15 protein-coding genes and 6 tRNA genes are annotated in these 21,449 nt (G+C 42.4%); 4 read left to right on the top strand and 17 right to left on the bottom strand.

Annotated features, from left to right (window positions below; all coding sequences use genetic code 11):
• Positions 1 to 6 precede the first annotated feature (6 nt).
• From Xets_RS02645 to Xets_RS02595, 11 genes are all read right to left on the bottom strand, one after another.
• A tRNA-Gln gene (locus tag Xets_RS02645) sits at positions 7 to 81 on the bottom strand.
• 14 nt (positions 82 to 95) lie between these two features.
• Positions 96 to 172, bottom strand: a tRNA-Met gene (locus Xets_RS02640).
• A 41-nt stretch (positions 173 to 213) separates the two neighbouring features.
• Positions 214 to 288 (bottom strand) — tRNA-Gln (locus Xets_RS02635).
• Between the two features lie 83 nt (positions 289 to 371).
• A tRNA-Gln gene (locus Xets_RS02630) sits at positions 372 to 446 on the bottom strand.
• A 69-nt stretch (positions 447 to 515) separates the two neighbouring features.
• Positions 516 to 600: transfer RNA gene (locus Xets_RS02625), tRNA-Leu, on the bottom strand.
• A gap of 5 nt (positions 601 to 605) precedes the next feature.
• Positions 606 to 682: transfer RNA gene (locus tag Xets_RS02620), tRNA-Met, on the bottom strand.
• Positions 683 to 837: 155 nt separating this feature from the next.
• Positions 838 to 2,061, bottom strand: coding sequence for an ROK family protein (locus Xets_RS02615; protein WP_099131109.1), 1,224 nt, complete (start codon positions 2,059 to 2,061; stop codon positions 838 to 840).
• 12 nt (positions 2,062 to 2,073) lie between these two features.
• Positions 2,074 to 3,231, bottom strand: coding sequence for an N-acetylglucosamine-6-phosphate deacetylase (gene nagA / locus Xets_RS02610; protein WP_187651123.1), 1,158 nt, complete (start codon positions 3,229 to 3,231; stop codon positions 2,074 to 2,076).
• 24 nt (positions 3,232 to 3,255) lie between these two features.
• Complete coding sequence (gene nagB / locus Xets_RS02605; protein WP_099131111.1) at positions 3,256 to 4,062, bottom strand: glucosamine-6-phosphate deaminase; 807 nt, start codon at positions 4,060 to 4,062, stop codon at positions 3,256 to 3,258.
• Positions 4,063 to 4,345: 283 nt separating this feature from the next.
• Complete coding sequence (gene nagE, locus Xets_RS02600) at positions 4,346 to 5,860, bottom strand: N-acetylglucosamine-specific PTS transporter subunit IIBC (RefSeq protein ID WP_187651122.1); 1,515 nt, start codon at positions 5,858 to 5,860, stop codon at positions 4,346 to 4,348.
• Positions 5,861 to 6,055: 195 nt separating this feature from the next.
• On the bottom strand, positions 6,056 to 7,342 hold the full coding sequence (locus Xets_RS02595) for a glycosyltransferase (RefSeq protein ID WP_187651121.1): 1,287 nt from the start codon (positions 7,340 to 7,342) through the stop codon (positions 6,056 to 6,058).
• Positions 7,343 to 7,773: 431 nt separating this feature from the next.
• Here Xets_RS02595 and glnS point away from each other — a divergent pair, with 431 nt between their 5' ends.
• Positions 7,774 to 9,441, top strand: coding sequence for a glutamine--tRNA ligase (glnS, locus tag Xets_RS02590; RefSeq protein WP_187651120.1), 1,668 nt, complete (start codon positions 7,774 to 7,776; stop codon positions 9,439 to 9,441).
• 207 nt (positions 9,442 to 9,648) lie between these two features.
• Positions 9,649 to 12,354, top strand: a complete 2,706-nt coding sequence (locus Xets_RS02585; RefSeq protein WP_187651119.1) for a beta-N-acetylhexosaminidase — start codon at positions 9,649 to 9,651, stop codon at positions 12,352 to 12,354.
• Positions 12,355 to 12,509: 155 nt separating this feature from the next.
• Here Xets_RS02585 and fur read toward each other — a convergent pair whose 3' ends face one another.
• The 6 genes from fur to Xets_RS02555 all read right to left on the bottom strand — a co-directional run bounded on the left by fur (position 12,510) and on the right by Xets_RS02555 (position 20,033).
• Positions 12,510 to 12,962 carry a ferric iron uptake transcriptional regulator gene (fur, locus tag Xets_RS02580; protein ID WP_099131116.1) on the bottom strand — a complete coding sequence of 151 codons (453 nt, stop codon included), beginning with the start codon at positions 12,960 to 12,962 and terminating at the stop codon, positions 12,510 to 12,512.
• A gap of 185 nt (positions 12,963 to 13,147) precedes the next feature.
• A complete protein-coding gene (fldA, locus tag Xets_RS02575) occupies positions 13,148 to 13,681 on the bottom strand; it encodes a flavodoxin FldA (protein ID WP_099131117.1) in 534 nt (177 codons plus the stop codon).
• Between the two features lie 174 nt (positions 13,682 to 13,855).
• Complete coding sequence (gene ybfE, locus Xets_RS02570) at positions 13,856 to 14,146, bottom strand: LexA regulated protein (protein ID WP_074018441.1); 291 nt, start codon at positions 14,144 to 14,146, stop codon at positions 13,856 to 13,858.
• Positions 14,147 to 14,369: 223 nt separating this feature from the next.
• Complete coding sequence (locus tag Xets_RS02565; RefSeq protein WP_099131118.1) at positions 14,370 to 16,565, bottom strand: type I secretion system permease/ATPase; 2,196 nt, start codon at positions 16,563 to 16,565, stop codon at positions 14,370 to 14,372.
• A gap of 2 nt (positions 16,566 to 16,567) precedes the next feature.
• Entirely contained in the window at positions 16,568 to 17,923 is a 1,356-nt protein-coding gene (locus Xets_RS02560; RefSeq protein ID WP_187651118.1) for an HlyD family type I secretion periplasmic adaptor subunit, read from the bottom strand.
• Positions 17,916 to 20,033, bottom strand: coding sequence for a peptidase domain-containing ABC transporter (locus tag Xets_RS02555; protein ID WP_187651117.1), 2,118 nt, complete (start codon positions 20,031 to 20,033; stop codon positions 17,916 to 17,918). Before Xets_RS02555 ends, Xets_RS02560 begins: the two co-directional genes overlap by 8 nt.
• 541 nt (positions 20,034 to 20,574) lie before the next feature.
• On the opposite strand from Xets_RS02555, the gene Xets_RS02550 reads away from it, so the two are divergent.
• Both Xets_RS02550 and rtxC read left to right on the top strand, forming a co-directional pair.
• Positions 20,575 to 20,925 (top strand): peptide chain release factor 1, encoded by a 351-nt coding sequence (locus tag Xets_RS02550; RefSeq protein WP_099131121.1) that lies wholly within the window; start codon positions 20,575 to 20,577, stop codon positions 20,923 to 20,925.
• Positions 20,926 to 20,958: 33 nt separating this feature from the next.
• Entirely contained in the window at positions 20,959 to 21,420 is a 462-nt protein-coding gene (gene rtxC / locus Xets_RS02545; RefSeq protein WP_099131122.1) for an RTX toxin-activating lysine-acyltransferase RtxC, read from the top strand.
• Positions 21,421 to 21,449: the final 29 nt, after the last annotated feature.

The following is a 21,449-nucleotide window of genomic DNA, read 5'->3' as shown; positions in this document are numbered from 1 at the left end:
AAATATTGGCTGGGGTACCAGGATTCGAACCTGGGAATGCCGGAATCAGAATCCGGTGCCTTACCGCTTGGCGATACCCCAACTTAATTTTTAAATGGTGGCTACGACGGGAATCGAACCTGTGACCCCAGCATTATGAGTGCTGTGCTCTAACCAGCTGAGCTACGTAGCCATTTACGTTAAACGTAATGTTTGTGATAAATCCCAGTGATATGGCTGGGGTACCTGGATTCGAACCAGGGTATGCCAGGATCAAAACCTGGTGCCTTACCGCTTGGCGATACCCCACCTGAGACTTATCAATGCAGCCTTTGTTATCCCCAGAATGTGCAATTAACCTTATATCGTTTTAACTCATTGTTCCAGTTAAATGGCTGGGGTACCTGGATTCGAACCAGGGTATGCCAGGATCAAAACCTGGTGCCTTACCGCTTGGCGATACCCCACCTGAAACAACACATTAAAACTTAAAATCGTTACTAAAACACATCGTAAGTACAACCCGATGAAGAAAATGGTGCGGGAGGCGAGACTTGAACTCGCACACCTTGCGGCGCCAGAACCTAAATCTGGTGCGTCTACCAATTTCGCCACTCCCGCAAAGATGGTGGCTACGACGGGAATCGAACCTGTGACCCCAGCATTATGAGTGCTGTGCTCTAACCAGCTGAGCTACGTAGCCATCTTTTTTCGCTTTGCCTTCATCGGCGGTGCGGGGCGCATTATGCGTATATCAGACAGATGCGTCAACTGCTTTTTTAAAGAAATATGCGCAAAATCGTTTGTTTGTTTGTCTTGTAAGCGTTTTGTCGACAAAGTCAGCTAAAACGGTGGAAATTATCCTCCAAGAAGATGTTGTAACAGTACGCCATTAAGCATTGCTCGTTTCGTTAATGCGAATGCCCCAATTGCTGAACAGTGATTTAGCTCAGAAACCACCACAGGGAGGTCTTCGCGGAATGCTTTTAATACTTGGGTATTGATGCTGCTTTTGATAGTCGGCAGCAATACCTGTTCTGCTTCAGTGATTTCTCCGGCAATCACCACCTTCTGAGGGTTAAATAGATTAATCGCGATTGAGATAGCCTTGCCAAGATAGAGTCCTACTTGTTTGATGACTTCTGTTGCAAGCAGATCGCCCGCGTTGGCTGCAAGGCAAATTGCATGGATATTGCAATTATCCAAGGCAAGCTGACTTGGAAACCCTTGGCGTAATTGTTGCTGTACCTTAGCTTCTATTGCTGAATTGGAAGCGATGGTCTCCAGACAACCAAAATTACCACAATGGCAACGTTCACCCAGAGGATCGATTTGGATATGGCCAATTTCACCCAGGTTACCGCGTTTGTTGAGCAAAATATTATTGTTAACAATGACACCAGCCCCTGTGCCGCGATGAATGCGTACCAGAATGGAATCTTCACAATCGTGTGTTGCCCCGAAATAATTTTCTGCTAATGCAAGGCTGCGAATATCATGACCAATAAAGCAGAAGGTATTGAAATGCTCTTTGAGGATCTTAACCAGAGGCCAGTTATCTACCTTAATGTGTGGCATATAGCGGATAATACCTTGCTCAGGATCAACCAGTCCGGGAAGAATAACTGAAATTGCGATCAATTCACGGAACCGACGTTGGTTTTTGTCGATGAAACTTTCAATGGCGTAAATAATCCGTCTCTCGACTTCCTGCTGACTATTTTCCCGCACAGGGTAATGTGCTTCCACTAACATCTTGCCGCTCATATCGAACAGCGCCACGGTTGCATCATGGCGCCCAAGCCGGACTCCGATCGTATGAAAATGGCGCGTTTCGGTAATAATGGAGATTGCGCGTCTTCCGCCGGTGGAAGCCTGATGTTCGACTTCTTTTATCAGGCCACGCTCCAATAACTGACGAGTAATTTTAGTTACGCTGGCAGGAGCCAGTTGGCTCTCTTCTGCAATTTGGATGCGTGATATTGGCCCATGCTGATCAATCAGCCGATAGACTACAGCACTATTTAGCTGTTTGACGAGATCAATATTACCAATTTGCTTCTGTGCGTTCTCATTACTCATTAGTCTTTATACTCACGGTAGTTTGATTTCATTTCCATTAACAATGGTTTTGCAGATTTTGAAATCGTGAGTAAATGCGGTCAGGTTCGCTACTTTGCCGGATTCAATCGTACCGAGGTGTTTATCAATACCGATTGCCCTGGCTGGGTAAAGTGTCACCATTCGCAACGTTTCATCCAAAGCAATACCAACATGCTCCACACTATTTTTAACACAATCAATCATTGTGATTGATGAGCCGCTCAGTGTTCCATTTTCATCAACACATAAGCCATTTCGATAATATATTGTTTTATTGGCAAAGGTAAATTGTTCTATGGCATCGGGAGCAAGCCCTGCAGGAAGGATGGCATCCGTTACCAGGATAAGCTTTTCGTTTTTTAATCTCTTGGAATTGCGGACATTTGGCCATGATACATGCATTCCATCACAGATAATGCCGGCATAGACTTCTGGGGAATCATAAATGGCACTCACCAACCCAGGCTGACGGCCAGAAATCGCAGGCATGGCATTATATAAATGGGTAGAGAAAGTAATGCCATGTCGGAAGCCATGACGAGCTTCTTCATAAGTCGCATTAGAATGGCCAGCAGAAACAGTCATGCCAGCTTCGGCGAATTGCTGAATATATTTGCTTTCTACCATTTCAGGAGCGAGAGTGATCTTGGTAATAACATCAGCATTCTGGCATAGGTAATTAACCATTTCAGGGGTCGGCTTGCGGATATAAGCTGTATTATGAGTTCCTTTTTTTATTGGATTGATATAAGGCCCTTCCAGATGCAGCCCTAATGCCTGATTAGGATTTTTTTGCAGATAAGCGCGCATTACTTCAATGGCTTTTATCATTAATTCATCAGGACTGGTGATGAGGGTAGGCAAGAAACTGGTACAACCGTAGAGCTGGTTGGTTTTCTGCATGGTATGCAGAGTCTCTTCTGAAATATCTTCCAACTGTTCATTAAACTGGACTCCCCCACAACCATTCAGTTGTAGGTCAATAAATCCTGGTGCGAGATTTGCGCCATGTAAATCGTGTTTTTCAATCTCTTCTGGCAGCTCGTTTACCGGACAGACTTGTTTAATCAAACCATCTGCAATAATGACTGCATGGTTATCGAGCCTGTCATATCCAGTATAAATAATGCCATTGGTTAATGCGTACATTGATATCTTAACTCCTGAATCAGTTTAGCTGGCGAATTCATTAACGATATCGGCCTCTAACTGGTGAAAATACTTCACTGTCTTTACTTTCAGTTCCATAGTGGCGGGTTCATCACAAGCAATAAGTGATTTTGGATGCATCTGGAGACAACTGATTGTCCACATATGGTTGATATTCCCTTCTACTGCGGCTTGCAGGGCTTGCGCTTTATTCATACCGGTTGCCAAAATCATAATTTCTTCAGCATCCATTAAAGTACCCACACCAACAGTTAATGCATATTTGGGGACTTGTTCCACATCATTATTAAAAAAACGGGAATTGGCAGTCCGCGTTTCAATGGTCAGTGTTTTAATTCGTGTGCGTGAAGAAAGAGAAGATGCCGGTTCATTAAAGGCAATATGCCCATCATTACCAACACCCCCCATAAATAAATGTATCTTGCCATAGGCTTTAATTTTATTTTCGTAACGTTGGCACTCAATATCAATATCTTTCGCATTTCCATTTAACAAATTGATGTTCTCTTTTGGAATATCAATGTGATTAAAGAAATTGTGGTACATGAATGAGTGGTAGCTTTGAGGATGATCTTCCGGCAGGCCAACGTATTCATCCATATTAAATGTCACAACATGCTTGAAGCTCACTTTTCCAGCTTGATACAGGGAAATAAGTTCCTTGTAGGTTGTCAGCGGTGTGCTGCCTGTGGGAAGCCCAAGCACGAAAGGGCGTTCTGCCGTGGGATTGAACTCTTTAATCCTACTTACAATATAGTGAGCAGACCATCGGCCAACATCACTTGCCGTAGTTAGGGGGATTAGCCTCATGATTACCTCTTAAAAAACATTCAATAAGTTAATGAAGATAAGTTGTGCACGATATTCGTGATATTTGAGATATTTTAAATCTTAAAATAAGATCGGCAATATGGCTAGTTTTTGTCACTAACAGGTCATATTGTGACTTTTTATTAGCATTTTTAAAAGATGTTTTTTTGTATTATTAAATAAGTTTTTTGGTGTATTTTTCTTTTAAAACAGACATATGGACTGTGCTCGCTATGATAAAAAGGAACATTATCACGTTCCTTTTTATCCCTATAAGTATAAATTATTCAGTTTTATTAGAGTGACTTAATTTCAACTGAACTTTTACCTGTTCAGCGATGCTTTCGGCTTGTGGCCCGAGGACAACCTGAATACTTTGCTTACCTATTTTTAAGACTCCCTTAGCCCCTAATTTCTTCAATTGAGCCTCATCTAACTGGGTGTTGTCTTCTACAGTTAAACGCAGTCGAGTGATACAGGCATCAACAGTACGAATATTGTCAGGCCCGCCGAGCGCACTGATATAGTGTGAGATAGCCTCTTTATCTTGAGATGCCGAAGTTGCTTTATCAGAGTTTTCCTGTTCTCTGCCTATCGTATTCAGATTGAAAATGCGGATCATTAAGGTAAAGACAACGAAATAGATAACAAAGAACAGGATGATAAGTGGGATTAATATCCATGGTTTTGTTGCTAACCCCCAATTTAAGCCAAAATCAATAAGGCCAGCAGAGAAGCCAAAACCGTGCAAGACACCTAAAGAGTTTGCAATTACCATGCTAACGCCCGCAAGAATTGCATGTAACACATATAATATGGGAGCTAAAAACAAGAATGAAAACTCTATTGGTTCAGTGATCCCCGTCAGGAATGATGTTAAGGCGACAGAAAATAACATCCCACCAATTTGAGGACGACGTGATTTTGGTGCAGCCAAATACATGGCTAAAGCAGCACCAGGTAATCCGCCCATAAATATTGGATAGGCCCAGGCCATATAAACCCCGGCATTGGGATCACCAGCAAAGAAGCGATTGAGATCACCACGAGTAAGGTCACTCGCTACTTGAGTAATATTTGAACCTTCTATTCCTGGTATCGCTGCTCCAATAGTGAGCGAGTGTGCTACATCAGGCGCCAAACAGATGTTATGCATTGCTCCAGCCAGATCGTAAGTAATTTTTATACAGTCACCTAAGCTGAACCAGAAAACGGAATGCAGGATATAGTGTAGGCCAAACGGAATTAAGGCACGGTTAAGAACGCCATAGGCAAACCATCCCGCCATACCACTTTTTGAAACTAAAAGGCTAAAATGATCAATGCCATGTTGTACATATGGCCAGATATGCCCGCAAATCCATGCAAGGAAAAGGCAAATAATTCCGGTTATAATGGGGACTAAACGTTTACCAGCGAAAAATGCTAAAAACTCGGGTAATTGGGTTTCAGAAAAACGGTTATAACAGTGGCCAGCAACAATTCCTGAAATAATACCGGCAAAAAACGACATATTGATTTTAGGATCAATAACAGTGGTTGCTTTTGTCAGAATAAAAAAGCCAACGACGCCAGCGAGCGCTGCCGCTCCACTATTATCTTTCGCCAGACCAACAGAGATTCCTAGTGCAAATAGTAAAGGCAAATTTTCGAAAATTCCGCCACCTGCACTGGCAATAAAAGCGATATTAAATACATCCGGTTGACCAAGCCGCAGTAGTAACGCAGCGACAGGAAGTGAAGCGATGGGGAGCATGAGTGCTTTTCCCAATCGCTGTAAGTAACTGAATATGCTCATGATGCTCACCTGTTGTAGTAAATATTATTGGAGACGTTTCACTATTAACAAGACTTATTTTTAAATGAAAAATAAGAAAAAGCTATAGATAAGTAAGTAATTGTGATCGTTGTAACGATCTTGATGAAAATTAAAATGAGCACTTGGTGTGCTCATTTACTTGAGACTGTTAATCTTTATGATTATAAATAATGTTTAGATAACGTATGATAATGGATGATTGCAACTTATTGAAATTTCCTCATAAAATCTATTAACACTTTCTTCAAAAATATCTTTTGATAGTAAAGGATTGATATTTTTTTGTTGTATATCGAATGCGAATAATTTTTTATTATATATGGAAATTATTTTTTTCGTCAGTGAGATGATGTCGTATTCAAACTTATCTTCTGAAGAGAAATAAGTTGATGCTTCCACACAGCTTAAGTTAGGAACTATCGTATAGATCCCATTTAATGCTGCCTCTAAAGGAGTAATACCCAGTGTTTCGTAGCGTGATGTGCATACAAAAATAGCCTTTTTCTTTACTGCATTAAAAACACTAAATAGTTCTTTATGTGGTAGTTTATGTGAAATTAAAAAATATTTTCTATATTCTATGGGGATCATGGAGTAGAGCATATCTCTTCTGAAAGTATATTTTTCTTCATCACCTAAAATTAATGTTCTTGTTGGAATGCCTTTTTTTAATAAGCTAACGGATGAGTTAATTAATAATTCTATATTTTTAAAATAATCTAGCCTGGCAACAGCAGTGAATAATAAAAATTCGTTCTTATCCATTTTTAGGAAATGACTTATGTCAGGATTTAATGATTTTAATTCGTAATTTTCGTGGAGAAACATGGGGGGGTTAATTTGTTTTATTTTTTCTCGGTGAACTCTTTTGCTTATTAAGTAATCCCCTTGTAGTTTTGAATGTTGTATAACATAATATCCTTTATCAATTAAGGTATTAATACCTATGGATTGTTGTTTATAGAGATGAAGAGCTTTATCTTTATTTTCAAATGATTGACAAGCTTCCTCTTGTGAATAGTGTCTCTGAAAATCTTCAACAAAAGGTCCATGATGTGTTACACCACATGGAAAGTTTGATGGATGATAACAGAGAAGCGTATCGGTTTGATAATAAGCAAAAATATTGGATTCTTGCTGATTGTTTATAGAAAGAAAGAGTAAACCTTTAGTTAAGGTTTGCTTGATATCCTCTGAATTCATCGAGAAATTGAAGAAAATTTTTATATATTTTATTCCATCTATCTTTGATTGTTCAATTTTGGGCGCTAATAGAGATTCGTCTCTTTTATAGAGAATAAATCCAGCAAAAATTTGTTGCTTAATAAAATAGTCAACCATTTTTAATGTAAATGATGTGGCACCTACCTTAAATCCATCTGTATAGTGATTTGATATATATTTTTCATTAATGACTATCGCTATAATCATCTTTTTATTGCTTGATGATAGATCGTTCATTTTCATTCTCTATTGATATATAGATAGCTTTTAGTATTGAAGTAATGGTAATAAAAAAGGTGAAATTTCCAGTTATGTGGATATACTGGAAGGTATGATAATTAAGTAACTGTTCACTTATTTTCTGAAGATTATGTGTCTGGCGAATCAATGCCTTTAAGATATACTCATATAGCCAGAAAAATTAAATTATATTATATATAAAACGTATATCGTATTTTGCCAGTGACTTATTTTTCAGGGAATGAGTTATTGTTGATTCTTTGTTAACTGATTTCTTTAATCGGCTAAGATAAGAGCTGTTCTCCCGCTTTTCCGCACTAACTTTACCCATTCGGCCATTTCCCACGAACAAAGTATTGTTTCTCGGTTCAGCTTATTAGATTATAGAGGGTTATGTTAAAGCGCTTTTTGCATTGAGGAAAAAAACGATGAGTGAGGCAGATGCCCGCCCGACAAACTTTATTCGTCAGATTATTGACGAAGATCTGGCAACAGGTAAACATACATCCGTACATACCCGTTTCCCACCTGAACCCAACGGTTATCTGCATATCGGCCATGCCAAGTCGATCTGCCTGAATTTCGGCATCGCTCAAGACTATCAGGGACAATGCAACCTACGTTTTGACGATACAAACCCCGTCAAGGAAGATATCGAGTACGTTGAGTCGATTAAAACTGACGTTAAGTGGTTGGGATTCCAGTGGAGTGGGGATATTCGTTACTCTTCTGACTATTTTGATACCCTGTATCAATACGCCATTGAATTAATTAATAAAGGTCTGGCGTATGTGGATGAACTCTGTCCCGAAGAGATCCGTGAATATCGCGGTACTTTAAAAGAACCGGGCAAAAACAGCCCATATCGTGATCGCAGCGTAGAAGAAAACCTGGCCCTGTTTGAAAAAATGCGTGTCGGTGAATTTGCTGAAGGTAAAGCGTGTTTGCGTGCCAAAATTGATATGGCATCCCCGTTTATTGTTATGCGTGATCCGGTAATCTACCGTATCAAATTTGCAGAGCATCACCAGTCAGGGAATAAATGGTGCATCTATCCGATGTATGATTTCACGCACTGCATTTCCGATGCGCTGGAAGGGATCACCCATTCCATCTGTACACTGGAATTCCAGGATAACCGCCGTTTGTACGATTGGGTATTGGATAACATTACGATTGATTGCCATCCACGTCAGTACGAGTTTTCTCGCCTGAATCTGGAATATACGGTGATGTCCAAGCGTAAGCTTAACCAGTTGGTGACAGAAAAAATCGTTGATGGTTGGGATGACCCACGTATGCCGACTATCTCTGGATTACGTCGTCGGGGTTATACTGCCGCTGCTATCCGTGAGTTCTGCCGCCGCATTGGTGTGACGAAACAAGATAACAACGTTGAAATGGCGGCATTGGAATCCTGCATTCGTGATGACCTGAACGAAAATGCACCGCGGGCTATGGCGGTTCTTGATCCGGTGAAATTGGTGATTGAGAATATGCCAGAAGGTGAAGTTATTTTGACGATGCCTAATCACCCGAACAAGCCAGAAATGGGTAGCCGTGAAGTGCCGTTCAGCCGAGAGCTGTACATTGACCGTGCGGATTTTCGCGAAGAAGCAAACCGTCAATATAAGCGTCTGGTGCTGGGCAAAGAAGTGCGCTTGCGCAATGCTTATGTGATTAAAGCAGAACGAATTGAGAAAGACGCGGAAGGCAATATCACGACAATTTATTGCCAGTATGACGAGCAAACTCTGAACAAAGATCCAGCTGATGGTCGCAAGGTTAAGGGCGTCATTCATTGGGTAAGCGCTGCGCACGGTGTACCAGCGGAATTCTATCTGTATGACCGTCTGTTCAGCGTGGCAAACCCGGGGGCAGAAGATGATTTCTTGTCTACTATCAATCCAGAATCGTTGGTGATCCGTAAAGGTTTTGTAGAACCAGGGTTGGCAAATGCATTGCCGGAAACAACCTATCAGTTTGAGCGTGAAGGTTATTTCTGTGCTGATAGCCGCCTGTCAAGTGCTGAACATCTGAGCTTTAACCGCACGGTTGGCTTGCGCGATACTTGGGCAAAAATCTCACAAGAGTAATAATCTCATCCCATGCACAAAAAAGCGTGATTATTTTCACGCTTTTTTGTGCTTGATAACCTCGTAATGAAAATTAACTCCTTCCGCTAAGATTAAAAATTGCCTTATAGTCCCATATTGTATAGGGTTATTGCCTGACCAGATTTGTACACTATTTGCCCAAAAATTTACCCATCGAAAAAATAATAAGTTCGGACGAGGTAATTTATGAAACCCATTAAATTACGTACCTTGGCAGCATTTATCACGGCAGTTGGATTTATAGGCAGCGCTCATACAGAAATGACATCGGCAATGTTGCCGCAAAATCCAATGTCATCACAACAGATCGTGGATTTACTCAGTCAGTTGAAAGTCAATTTCAAAGTCATTGATAATCAAGCTGGTTCACATGGTACAGAGTGTGCCATTCTTGGCGCTGATTCGGCGGCCTGTAATCGGGTCAACATCATCTTGAGCAATGGTGATCAGGCAATCAATTCTTCTGATTGGGCACTCTATTTTCACAGTATTCGCCAAATACTGAAACTGGACAATGATCAATATAAAATCACCCATATTACGGGTGATTTACATAAACTGGAACCGACGAAAAAATTTACGGGTATCAAAGCCAATGAAAAAGTCGTGCTACCGATTATTGGTGAATATTGGCAGATTTACAGTACAGATTTTATGCCGCGTTGGTATGCAACTTCCGGTGATACCACGCCCAAGGTCTTGGTAAGTACCGATACTGAAAACATCAGCAAATTTTTATCTGATCTGGAAGGTGAACAGTGGAAACGGACCACAACGGATAACAATATCCTGATGACGCCTGAAAACCGCTTTGCAAAAAACCAACAGATAGCAACGATCAGTGAAGATAAACTGCGAGGGCAGATTATTCCGACACCGAGAGAACTTTCCATTTACTCCCAAGATGTGGATTTATCCCGTGGAGTGAAATTAGAGTTGGGCGGGTTGAGCGGCGAATCTATTAACGTGATTAGGGAACGTTTCAAAGCCCGTGATATTAGTTTAACGGATAACGGTTACCGAATAGCAACTCAAATCAACGCAAACCAATTTACTAAGCCTTGGCGAATAAAAGGTGCGTATTTATTGGAAATTACCACCAAAGGGACACAAATCATTGCGTTTGATCAATCTGGCGTATTCTATGGTCTACAATCGCTGTTTTCCTTACTTCCCGCCAATGGTATTCCAAAGATTGCGACACTGACGGCAAAAGATGCACCACGGTTTGAATATCGTGGCGTGTTCCTTGATGTTGGGCGAAATTTTCATAGCAAAGAAGCTGTCTTGCGTCTGCTTGATCAAATGTCCCGCCATAAACTGAACAAGTTCCATTTTCATTTGAGTGATGATGAAGGTTGGCGCTTAGAAATCCCTGGTTTACCGGAGTTGACTGAAATCAGCAGTCAACGTTGCCATGATTTGAGTGAGACTCAGTGTTTATTGCCGCAATTGGGATCAGGGCCAGAGAATAACAATATGGGAAGTGGCTATTTTAGCCGTCAGGATTATATTGATATTCTGAACTATGCCAAAGCTCGCCAGATAGAAGTGATCCCAGAAATTGATATACCCGCCCATGCTCGTGCCGCAGTGATGTCGATGGAAGCGCGTTATAAGCGGCTTATGGCGCAGGGCAAAGAGCAGGAAGCCAATGAATATCGTCTGCTTGATCCGACAGATACCTCGAATACAACCTCCGTGCAGTTCTATGATCGTCACAGTTATCTTAACCCGTGTATGAATTCTTCAAAACGGTTTATCGATAAAGTTATTAGCGAAGTTGTTGCCATGCATAAAGAAGCCGGTCTGCCGTTGAACACATGGCATTTTGGTGGGGATGAGGCGAAAAATATTCGTTTAGGAGCGGGATATCAGGATAAAAACGAACCGATTGTGCCAGGTAAGGGCATTATCAACCAGAAAATCGAAGACAAACCATGGGCAAAATCTCAGGCTTGTCAGAAGATGATAGCGCAAGGAGTCATCAAAGATGTTGATGAACTTGCCAGTTATTTTGCCATTGAAGTCAGCAAAATCGTCGATGCCCACGGTATCAGCACCATGCAGGCATGGCAGGATGGCCTGAAACATGCCAAATCGGCAAAAGATTTCGCCACTAAACATGTTGCGGTGAACTTCTGGGATACCCAGTATTGGGGAGGTTATGATTCTGTCAATGACTGGGCGAATAAGGGCTATCGGGTTGTTGTTTCCAGCCCTGATTATGTCTACCTGGATATGCCATATGAAGTCCATCCGAAAGAACGGGGCTACTATTGGGCAACTCGCTTTAATGATGAGGCAAAAATTTTCAGCTTTGCCCCGAACAATATGCCACAAAATGCTGAAACCTCGCTGGATCGTGATGGTAATCACTTTAATACTCATAGTAATAAACGCTGGCCGGGGGCTTATGGTATGTCGGGGCAATCATGGAGTGAAACCGTGCGTACCGATGAGCAAATGGAATATATGATCTATCCACGCTTACTGCCGCTGGCAGAACGGGCATGGCACCGAGCAGAGTGGGAACAAAATTATCAGCAGGGCAGGGAGTACAAAGGTGGAATCACGCATTATGTTGATACGACTCTCCTGCAACAAGATTGGGAACGCTTTGCCAATCTGATGGGGCAGCGTGAGCTAGCTAAGCTGGATAACGCCCAAATTTCGTATCGTTTGCCAGTACCGGGTGGCAGAATTGTTTCTGGAATACTGGAAGCTAATATCGCATTACCGGGAGTGGTTATCCAATACTCATTGGATAATGGAAAAACATGGCAGGATTACAATGACAGACAACGACCCCATGTCCGCGGCAATGTGAAAATTCGCTCTGTCAGTGCTGATGGAAAACGTTTTAGCCGCATAGATGAAGTTAAATTCTAACAATTGCGTTTGAAGCATGAGGGCAATAAATTGATAAAGCAACTTGCCGATTATCTTGAGAACTCATCGGCAGGTTGCTTATCAGATGAACAACTTATTTAGATGAACAAATAGCAAAAGCGGATTATTTCAATCACTTCATTATTGGCGCTTAGTTATCGTGCTTTCTCATCATGAAATGCGCTATCTTCACGGCAATCACCATCAGCACAGTGACCATATAAATAAAGACTGTGGTTTGAGAGCTTAATCCCATAGCGTTCAGCGATGTTTTTCTGACGCTCTTCAATGAACTCATCATTAAATTCAATGACCTTACCGCAGTCGAGACAAATCAGATGGTCATGGTGATGTTGCTGAGTAAGTTCAAAAACCGATTTACCGCCTTCAAAATTGTGGCGTGTGACAATGCCGGCATCATCGAACTGGTTCAACACGCGATAGACAGTGGCGAGGCCAATCTCTTCACCGATATCAATCAGTTTTTTGTAGAGATCCTCCGCACTGACATGATGGCATTCTGGGTCCTGTAGCACTTCCAGAATTTTCAGGCGTGGAAGTGTTACTTTAAGTCCAGCATTTTTCAATGCTTTATTGTTGTCGGTCATGCGGATTCAGTCCTGTAACTTGAGTTAAGTGAACTTGTGATACTTGGGGTATCGTGAGGGAATCATGATTCTGTTTCACGTTGCTGATTATAGGCATGGATATTAAAAATGAAAACCATGCCTATTTAGATATCATGACACATTATGCAAGAATAATCCTGCCTGAAAGGGCTTTTCTCTTCTTATTAAGCGTCTAGAATCTCTGACAGGCTCATTTCAACCTTGATCTGTTGCACCCAGGCTTCAACGCGCTCATCCGTCAATTCTGGTTGACGATCTTCATCAATGGCCAGGCCAATAAAGTGGTTATCGTCGGCCATGCCCTTAGAGGCTTCGAAATGATATCCTTCGGTTGGCCAGTGACCTACAATAATGGCGCCACGAGGTTCAATAATATCACGAATGGTGCCCATAGCATCACAGAAGTACTCTGCATAATCTTCCTGATCACCACAGCCGAACAAAGCAACCAGTTTTCCTTCGAAGTTGATTTCTTCCAGTGTTGGGAAGAAATCATCCCAGTCACACTGAGCTTCACCGTAATACCAGGTTGGGATGCCAAGCAGCAGGATATCGAAGGCTTCAATATCTTCTTTGCTGCTTTTGGCAATATCGTGGACTTCAGCAACATCAGCACCGCCCAATTTTTCTTGGATCATTTTGGCGATGTTCTCTGTGTTGCCTGTATCGCTGCCGAAGAATATACCTATTATTGCCATAAAATGGGTTAACCTCTTGTTTTATTTGTGTATTAAATCTATACACATCACGCTGAAATCAGCTAGAAAAATGTCAGTTTTAGTAACATGAAAAGCGTTATTCTGACCAAACATCCATGACAAATCTGTCAGATTTGTGTGGTGACACCGCTTCATTGTGTTTAATAAAAGCCGTTAATCGGCAAGGTGATTTTTTTCTGTCAGTTGGGCTAATAACATTTGTTCAATCAATTCACTGCGGCTAATGTTGCGCTGTTTTGCCAGATGGTTTAGTGCATCGACGGCATCTTCATTAAGTTTGAGTTCCACTCGACGCAATCCTTTGACTTTATCTCGTCGCAACTGGTTGCGTTTATTGATCCTGAGCTGTTCATCCCTGGACAGCGGATTTGTTTTAGGTCGCCCAGGCCTGCGTTCATCTGCGAACAAATCCAGTGTGGTGCGATCAGTTTGTTCTTTTGCCATAAATTCAATTGATAATGGGCGTGTACCAATAATATAGCGGGCAATAATACCTTAGCTGGACGCGTGTCGCTACTAGTTTCCCTTCCCGCCTTTTGTCGGTGGGAGTACCCTTTTGAGGTAATTTTTCTGTATACAATGTCAGTGATGATATTTTTGTCGATACTCCTGACCAGAATGATATCGGGCTGCTGTTCGTGGATGAGATAAGTTTCTTTTTTAGTCATCACTTCGTTTGTTGATGCCAAAGCTGTGCATATAAGCCATTTTGTTGTACCAGAACATCATGTGAACCTGATTCAGCGATTTTCCCCAAATCTAAAACGAAAATCTTATCAGCATGGCGGATAGTATTGAGCCGATGAGCAATGCTGATCACGGTTCGGTTTCGGCATATCTCTGCCATATTACTCATGATGGCAGCTTCGGATTCATAATCCAGTGCGGAAGTGGCTTCATCAAGGATCAAGATCTTGGGATCATTCAGCAATGCCCTTGCCAATGCGATACGCTGCCGTTGTCCGCCAGAAAGGTTGCCCCCTTTTTCGCCAACAGGATGGGCAAATTTATGTGGAAATGCATTGATGAAATCAACCGCGCCCGCTAAGGTTGCCGCCCGATAGACTTCCTCATCACTGGCATGAGGCTTACACAGGCGGATATTGTCCGCAATGCTGCCGGAAAACAGAATGCTCTCCTGCAAGACCACGCTCATATTACGGCGCAGTGACACTGGGTCGGCAATCGCTAAATCCATTCCATCCACCAAAACCTGACCGTGTTGTGGCACATATAGGCGCTGCAACAATCGGGTCAAGGTACTTTTGCCGGAACCCGATGGCCCCGTAATGCCAATAAATTCTCCGGCCTTAATTTCCAGTGACAAATTTACCAGCACTTCTGGCGTATCTGCATGATAGCGGAAGCGTATATTGCGGAATTCAATCTGGCCTGCCAGTTCGGGAGCCGATGCCAGCCCTTGTTTACTGCTTTCCATCGGTTCATCAAGAATATCACCCACCCGCCGCAGGGCAATCAGGGTATGCTGAAAGTCTTGCCAAACTTGTGCCAATCTTAGGATAGGTTGGGTAACATGCCCCGCCAGCATATTAAAAGCAATTAATTCACCAGGGGACAACTCTCCATCAAGCACGCCTCGGACTCCCCACCACAAAAGCAGGGCGGCAACCACTTTTTGGATCAGCTCAATCCCTTGTCCCGCAGCCAGTCCGCTTTTTTGGGCTGTAAAGCGCTGGATTAATTGCTCGCTTAATACCTTTTGCCATTGGTACAAAAAGCGCTTTTCTGTCGCGGTAGTCTTAATGGTTTCAATTCCCGTGACGGCTTCTGTCAGGAAGCTGGTGGCATTGGCATCGGCTTCATACTCTTTTTCTACCTTGCGCCGAATAATGGGACCGACGGCGATCCATAGCAAAAAATAGAGAACCAGTGAACTGATTACGAGCCATGTCAGCAGGGAGGAGTAATGGAACATCACGCCCAGAAACAGAATAATGAAAATCAGGTCAAGTAACAGCATAAGGGTAGATCCGGTCAAAAACTGGCGGATCTGTGCCATTTCCCTGACTCTGGCGATAATTTGCCCTGTCTGCCGTTGTTTGAAATAAGGCAAGGGCAATCCTACAAGATGACGATACAGTTTGCCGGAGAGTTCAGCATTGATTTGGCTGGCCGTATGCCCAAACACGGTATTGCGCAGGAACCCATATAGAGGCTCTGCTAATGCCAGTGCCAGCATCGCCATGCCTAATATATGCAGGCTGGAAATACTCCGCCCAACCAGCACCTTGTCAATGACATTTTCAAATAGCAAGGGCGCTGCCAGGGCAAAAAGTTGCAACACGATAGCAAACAGGAAAATGTCCCGTAACTGGTTTTTCTGCCTGAAAATAGAGGGATAAAACCAGCTTAGTCCAAATTTAACCTGTTGCCTGGTCAGGGATTTATCTGCTAGCAGCAGCACCTTGTATCCGTTAGATTGGCTGCCCCTCATTTTTTCATCGTGCAAAAATGCACGCACTTCATATTTTTCGGTGGCAGGATCGAACAGCGTAAATGTGTCAGGACGGATTTCTGACAATACCCACCAGCGCTGATCCAATTCAACCAATGCAGGTAAAGGTAATGTGGTGGCGCTATCAGGTGTCAGGCGTTCAAACTTACTGTGTAGCCCAATGGCATCCGCAGCTTCACGTAGTTGTGGATCTGTTAGTGCAAGAGAGTCTAGCCCCAGGGAATGATGTAATTGTCCGACAGAAGCCACTTTATGGAACTGTTTTCCTAAATAGGCGATACAGTCCAGCGCATAATTGTTTGCATTGATATCGCTATTTGCACCGATTGTGTGGTCGGGTTTTTTGTCTGTATCTGAGTTACAGGTGAAGGAAAAAGTATCAGCCATGATTATTTTTCCCTCAACGCTTCAGATTGATATTCCTGGATTGGGCTGAGCAGATAATCAATGACTCTTCGCTGATCTGTTTTGATTTCCGCAACGATAGACATACCCGCCGTGATTTCAACAGGTTTCCCATCTACCATAATGTTGTTCTGTTTGAGGCTAATTTGTGCGGGAAAAACCAGACCTAACCGTTCATCAGTGGTGGAATCCCGCGAAATGCTAAGTAGCTCTCCCTCAATTGTGCCATAGCGAGTATAGGGGAAAGCATCGACTTTGACTGTAACGTGCTGGCCAGCTCGGACAAAACCGACATCTTTGTTCAGGATCTGGATTTCAGCGAGTTGTACATGTTCATCTGGAACAATCACCATCAAATTCTGCGCAGGTTGCAGAACAGCGCCGAGGGTATGGACAGTTAATTGTTGAACTGTGCCAGTGACGGGAGAGCGTACAACCTCAAGTTCTTCCCGCTCTTGCATTTTCGAAATTTCTTGATGCGTTAACGATAACTGTATTTTTGCCTGTTTTCTTTTCTCAAACCATTCCCGCTCTTTTGTTATTTTAGTGCCTTTTAAGCGCTCTTCCAGACTCTTGTATTTAGTCATCAGAATATCGAGTTCCGATTTTTGTTGAGCGATCAACCTTTCTGTTTCCAGAAATTCTTTTTCTTGTTCCAGATATTCTACCTTGCTGATAACCTGCTTCTGGCTCAAAGTCTTTCTGGCCTGTAAACGCTGGTTGATATTTTCGCGCAGATGAGTCAATGAGTGTATATCGCTATTTCGCGCCTTTTGGGAGGTGAGGTTCTCTTCCATTTCTGCGTGGATACTGGTAATGATTGAGTCAAATTCCTGCTTTTCGTGAGCGTAATGCGTCAGAATTCTTTCCTGTTTATCTGCGGATTGCTGCTGGAAAAGCGGCAGGGATTTGGGATCGTGCTTTTCAAGCAGGGCCTGGTAACGAATTTCCTCTTCCACCAGATAATCGCGTTGCTCGCTCAAACGGGCAATATCCTGATTGACACCGAGCGTATTGAGCGTCAGCAGTGGCGCACCTTTTTCAACATGCTGACCATTTTGGACATGAATGGCAAGCAGTCGGCTTTGCTCATATGCCTGAATAATTTGGGAACGACCAGAAGCTATCAGGCGTCCGGTTGCGGTTGCTTGTACATCCAGTTTCCCCATACAAGCCCATAGCAGAGCAACCAGAACGCTAATGCTTAGGGTTATTGCTGTATAACGAGCGAACGGAGAAGGTGGGCGTTGTGACAATGCCAAGTGTGTCGGTAAAAAATCATAATGCGGGTTGGCAGTACGTAACTGTTTGATCCCTCTGCGCAAGATAGCCTTAAACATGGGCAGGCTCCTCCTGTGTTGTTTCCTGTTTTAGTTCTTGTTGTAACTGCCAAAGTTTCCGATAGTGTTTGCCTTGTTGCAGAAGCTGTTCATGGCTACCTTGTTCGATGATTTGGCCCTGGTGTAATACAATGATCCGGTCACATTGGCGTACCGTGGAGAGCCGATGTGCAATGGTAATGACCGTTCGGCCTTGGGCAATCTCAGCCATGTTAGATTGAATGATGGCTTGTGATTCATCATCCAGTGCACTGGTGGCTTCATCAAGGATCAAAATCTTGGGATCTGACAGCAGGGTTCTGGCAATGGCGAGACGCTGTCGCTGCCCGCCTGATAGCGATTGCCCCCCTTCGGCGATCACCGTGTCATACCCCATCGGTAATTTAAGAATAAAATCATGTGCTCCTGCCCGTTTTGCCGCTTCGATGACCGCAAATAACGGGGCGTCAGGGCAAGATTGGGACAAATTCTCATACACCGTTTTGTTAAATAGAAAGTTTTCTTGCAGAACGATGCCAATCTGCTGCCTGATGGATTCAATATTGAAGTTTTGCAAGGGAACGCCATCCAGCGTGATAGTTCCACTTTCTGGGGTATAAAGCCGTAACAGCAAACGTGCAAGGGTGCTTTTTCCAGAACCAGAGGTTCCGACAACGCCTACAGTTTCCCCCGGCCGAATATTCAGAGTGAAATGGTTGATAGTGGGGGAGAGATCAGGTTGATAGCGAAAGACGATGTCAGAGAATGAGATTGCCCCGTGTAAGGCAACCTGTTCATTGCCTGATTGTTGCTCTGTTGGCAGATTCAGCATATCCCCCAGCTTATCAATGGCAATGCGTGAACGGATAAATTGCCCCCAGAGTTGCACCAACTTGGCCAGGGGTTGCTGGGTGTGGCTTACCATCATATTGAAGGCGATCAATTGACCAATGGTCATGTGCAGGGAAAGCACTTCCGAAGCGCCCAACCAGATAATCACCGCACTGGTAACTTTTTGTAGCACCATCACCAGATGACCGGAACGATTGTCCCATTGCTGTGTATCATAACTGGTGCTGACCATCTTTTCAGTCTGACTATCCCAGCGGCGAATAAAGCGGGGTTCAGCGGCGAGGCTTTTTAGTGTCTCGGCACCTGCAACGGTTTCAGTCAGGAAAGAGGTATTCATTGCAGCATGAGTGAACTGTTTTTCCACCGCTTTTTCAATTTTCGGTGTTACCCACCAGGCCAGCAGGGCATAGCAGGGTAGGGTAAGCAGGAAAATCAGGGTCAACATACCGGACAATAGGCTCATGACATAAATAAATACGAACATGAACAAAACGTCGATACACAAGGTGAACATAGAGCCGGTTAAAAACTCTCGAACCGTTTCCAGTTCCCGTACTCGTGTGACAATCGCGCCTACTTGACGGGATTTAAAAAATAGCAATGGCAGGCCAAACAGGTGCTTAACCAGTTTCAGGCCAAGTTTTATATCAATCCGGTTGGCGGTGTGGGCATACTGGTATTCACGTAATCCCCGCAGAATAATTTCAACCAATCCAGCCGCCACCAGCCCAAAAATCAGCACATCCAATGTGGAAAGCGCCTGGTGTACAAGAACCTTGTCCATGATAACTTGCACGACCAAAGGAGAAATAAGTGCCAGGATTTGTAGAACGAAGGAGAACAGGAGGATCTCCGTAAGGTTCTTCTTTTGCCTGACAAATTCAGGAATAAACCAGCGAATATTAAATTGGTTGCTTTTTTGTTTTATTTTTATCCACCTGCCACTCCATAGATTGATAAATTCTTCTTTACCTAATATCTCAGGCGTTTCTTGGTGGGGTTTTTGGATTAGTACTCGTTGCTCATCATATTTTGCCAGAATAAAGGGTTGTCCATCATTGTTAAACAAAATGGCTGGTAGTGATATGTTACCTAACTTCTTATTTCTAGCGTGTTTGTTTTTAATACTAATATTACATTCTTTTTGCAGCTTGTTTAGAGTAGAAATATAATCATCACCATCATTTAAGTTTTTATTTGATGTGGTTACATGATCCCTATTAGATATCATTATTATTAAATTAATTAATGATATTATTGTTTTTTCTATTTCATTCATTAAATTAAATCTATTTTAAATAAAAAATCACATTTTTGATGTAAAGAGATAACCTGAAAAATAATAAGGCATAATATTTATTAAATAATCTTAACAAAATCTCTTGAAAGATATTATCTGCTCTCAAAGAACCCATGAATGTCGGTAATTGGGACAAAATGTAGAGCCTAAACAGGCATTTTACTATTTATATGTTGATCTTAGCCGATAAATAGATATATCTTTATCCAACGTTATCGGTAAACCCTGGTTGGTAACTCATTATCAGTATACCATTTGGATTATAGAACATACTTAAGTTGGCTTATACTTTACTTGCTATTTTGTATTTTGGATAGTTCTTTCAAAAAGATAGTTATTTCAAGATAATAGCTATTGAAAAATAAGGAAAATATAACTTACTTTAGCTTACTTAGATAACCGTAGCAATCAGGTTTAATCATAAATGAAACCATAATGCATATGGATTCATTTATGATTTAATCATTTTAATTTAATGTGTTTTTAACATTAAATTAATATTTATTTAATGGATAATGCTATGTCTGAAAAATTTGTTCAAACCATCTCAAGCGTTAATTATAACAAAGGCGTATTCTCTCTCTATTTTGTAGGCCAGGAATCGAATCGAATGGCGAATGGTATGCTGGCGGAAAATGATCAGGAATTACAATTAAAACAAGTGATCCATATGCCTGCTTCTGGTTTTATGTATATGGTTTCTATGGTTAAAAGTATGCTTGAAGATCCAAGAATGGAAGCCGAAATCAATAAACTGATTGCCGCTGGCTTTTTACCTATGCCTGAGATCAATGAAAGCGAAAAATCTGTTGAAGCAGAAGCCGCTGAACCTAAAAAACGTTCAACACGCAATTCTGAAACAGCAAAATAGTATCAGTAAAATTCTATCAGGCGTTGCTAACCTATGATGATTACACATCAACCAGCAACACTGAGTGCGAATGAAATACAGGCAATGATTGGTGGGGTGATGTTGCTTTGTCAGCACTCCCCCTTGCACCGACGTTATTTAGTTGCTGAATGGCAACAACGTATCTTGCCATCATTCCAGCTTAATCAGTTTTGCTATTACGAAGATGAACATCAACGCCCAGTTGCTTTTTGTAATTGGGCTTTTTTGTCTGACAGCAGTCGGGATGCAATTCTTTCCGGTGAGCGGGAAATTGTGCGGGAAGATTGGCGTTCCGGCCAGCATATCTTTTTTCCAGAAATGATTGCGCCTTTCGGACATGCGCGTGACATTGCCTGCGATCTGCGTCGGCGTGTCTTTGCTGCATGGAAAGGGCAAAAAGCCTGCACAGTCAGGGGAACTCTGGATGTTCCAAATAACCGCTGTATCCGTCGGGTACAGTGGTTCACTGTTTAATTTTTTTTACCCAATATCAGGATTATTTT

This window comes from Xenorhabdus sp. TS4, from assembly GCF_014467265.1.
GTDB lineage: Bacteria > Pseudomonadota > Gammaproteobacteria > Enterobacterales > Enterobacteriaceae > Xenorhabdus > Xenorhabdus ehlersii.
The sequence above is the reverse complement of the archived record's forward strand: the minus strand, read 5'-3'. Positions and strand labels throughout refer to the sequence as shown.

What these genes read in the sequence shown, in the direction of transcription:
- Xets_RS02615 (WP_099131109.1), bottom strand. Translation starts at nt 2,061, where the DNA reads ATGAGTAATGAGAACGCACAGAAGCAAATTGGTAATATTGATCTCGTC.
- nagA (WP_187651123.1), bottom strand. Translation starts at nt 3,231, where the DNA reads ATGTACGCATTAACCAATGGCATTATTTATACTGGATATGACAGGCTC.
- nagB (WP_099131111.1), bottom strand. Translation starts at nt 4,062, where the DNA reads ATGAGGCTAATCCCCCTAACTACGGCAAGTGATGTTGGCCGATGGTCT.
- nagE (WP_187651122.1), bottom strand. Translation starts at nt 5,860, where the DNA reads ATGAGCATATTCAGTTACTTACAGCGATTGGGAAAAGCACTCATGCTC.
- Xets_RS02595 (WP_187651121.1), bottom strand. Translation starts at nt 7,342, where the DNA reads ATGAACGATCTATCATCAAGCAATAAAAAGATGATTATAGCGATAGTC.
- glnS (WP_187651120.1), top strand. Translation starts at nt 7,774, where the DNA reads ATGAGTGAGGCAGATGCCCGCCCGACAAACTTTATTCGTCAGATTATT.
- Xets_RS02585 (WP_187651119.1), top strand. Translation starts at nt 9,649, where the DNA reads ATGAAACCCATTAAATTACGTACCTTGGCAGCATTTATCACGGCAGTT.
- fur (WP_099131116.1), bottom strand. Translation starts at nt 12,962, where the DNA reads ATGACCGACAACAATAAAGCATTGAAAAATGCTGGACTTAAAGTAACA.
- fldA (WP_099131117.1), bottom strand. Translation starts at nt 13,681, where the DNA reads ATGGCAATAATAGGTATATTCTTCGGCAGCGATACAGGCAACACAGAG.
- ybfE (WP_074018441.1), bottom strand. Translation starts at nt 14,146, where the DNA reads ATGGCAAAAGAACAAACTGATCGCACCACACTGGATTTGTTCGCAGAT.
- Xets_RS02565 (WP_099131118.1), bottom strand. Translation starts at nt 16,565, where the DNA reads ATGGCTGATACTTTTTCCTTCACCTGTAACTCAGATACAGACAAAAAA.
- Xets_RS02560 (WP_187651118.1), bottom strand. Translation starts at nt 17,923, where the DNA reads ATGTTTAAGGCTATCTTGCGCAGAGGGATCAAACAGTTACGTACTGCC.
- Xets_RS02555 (WP_187651117.1), bottom strand. Translation starts at nt 20,033, where the DNA reads ATGAATGAAATAGAAAAAACAATAATATCATTAATTAATTTAATAATA.
- Xets_RS02550 (WP_099131121.1), top strand. Translation starts at nt 20,575, where the DNA reads ATGTCTGAAAAATTTGTTCAAACCATCTCAAGCGTTAATTATAACAAA.
- rtxC (WP_099131122.1), top strand. Translation starts at nt 20,959, where the DNA reads ATGATGATTACACATCAACCAGCAACACTGAGTGCGAATGAAATACAG.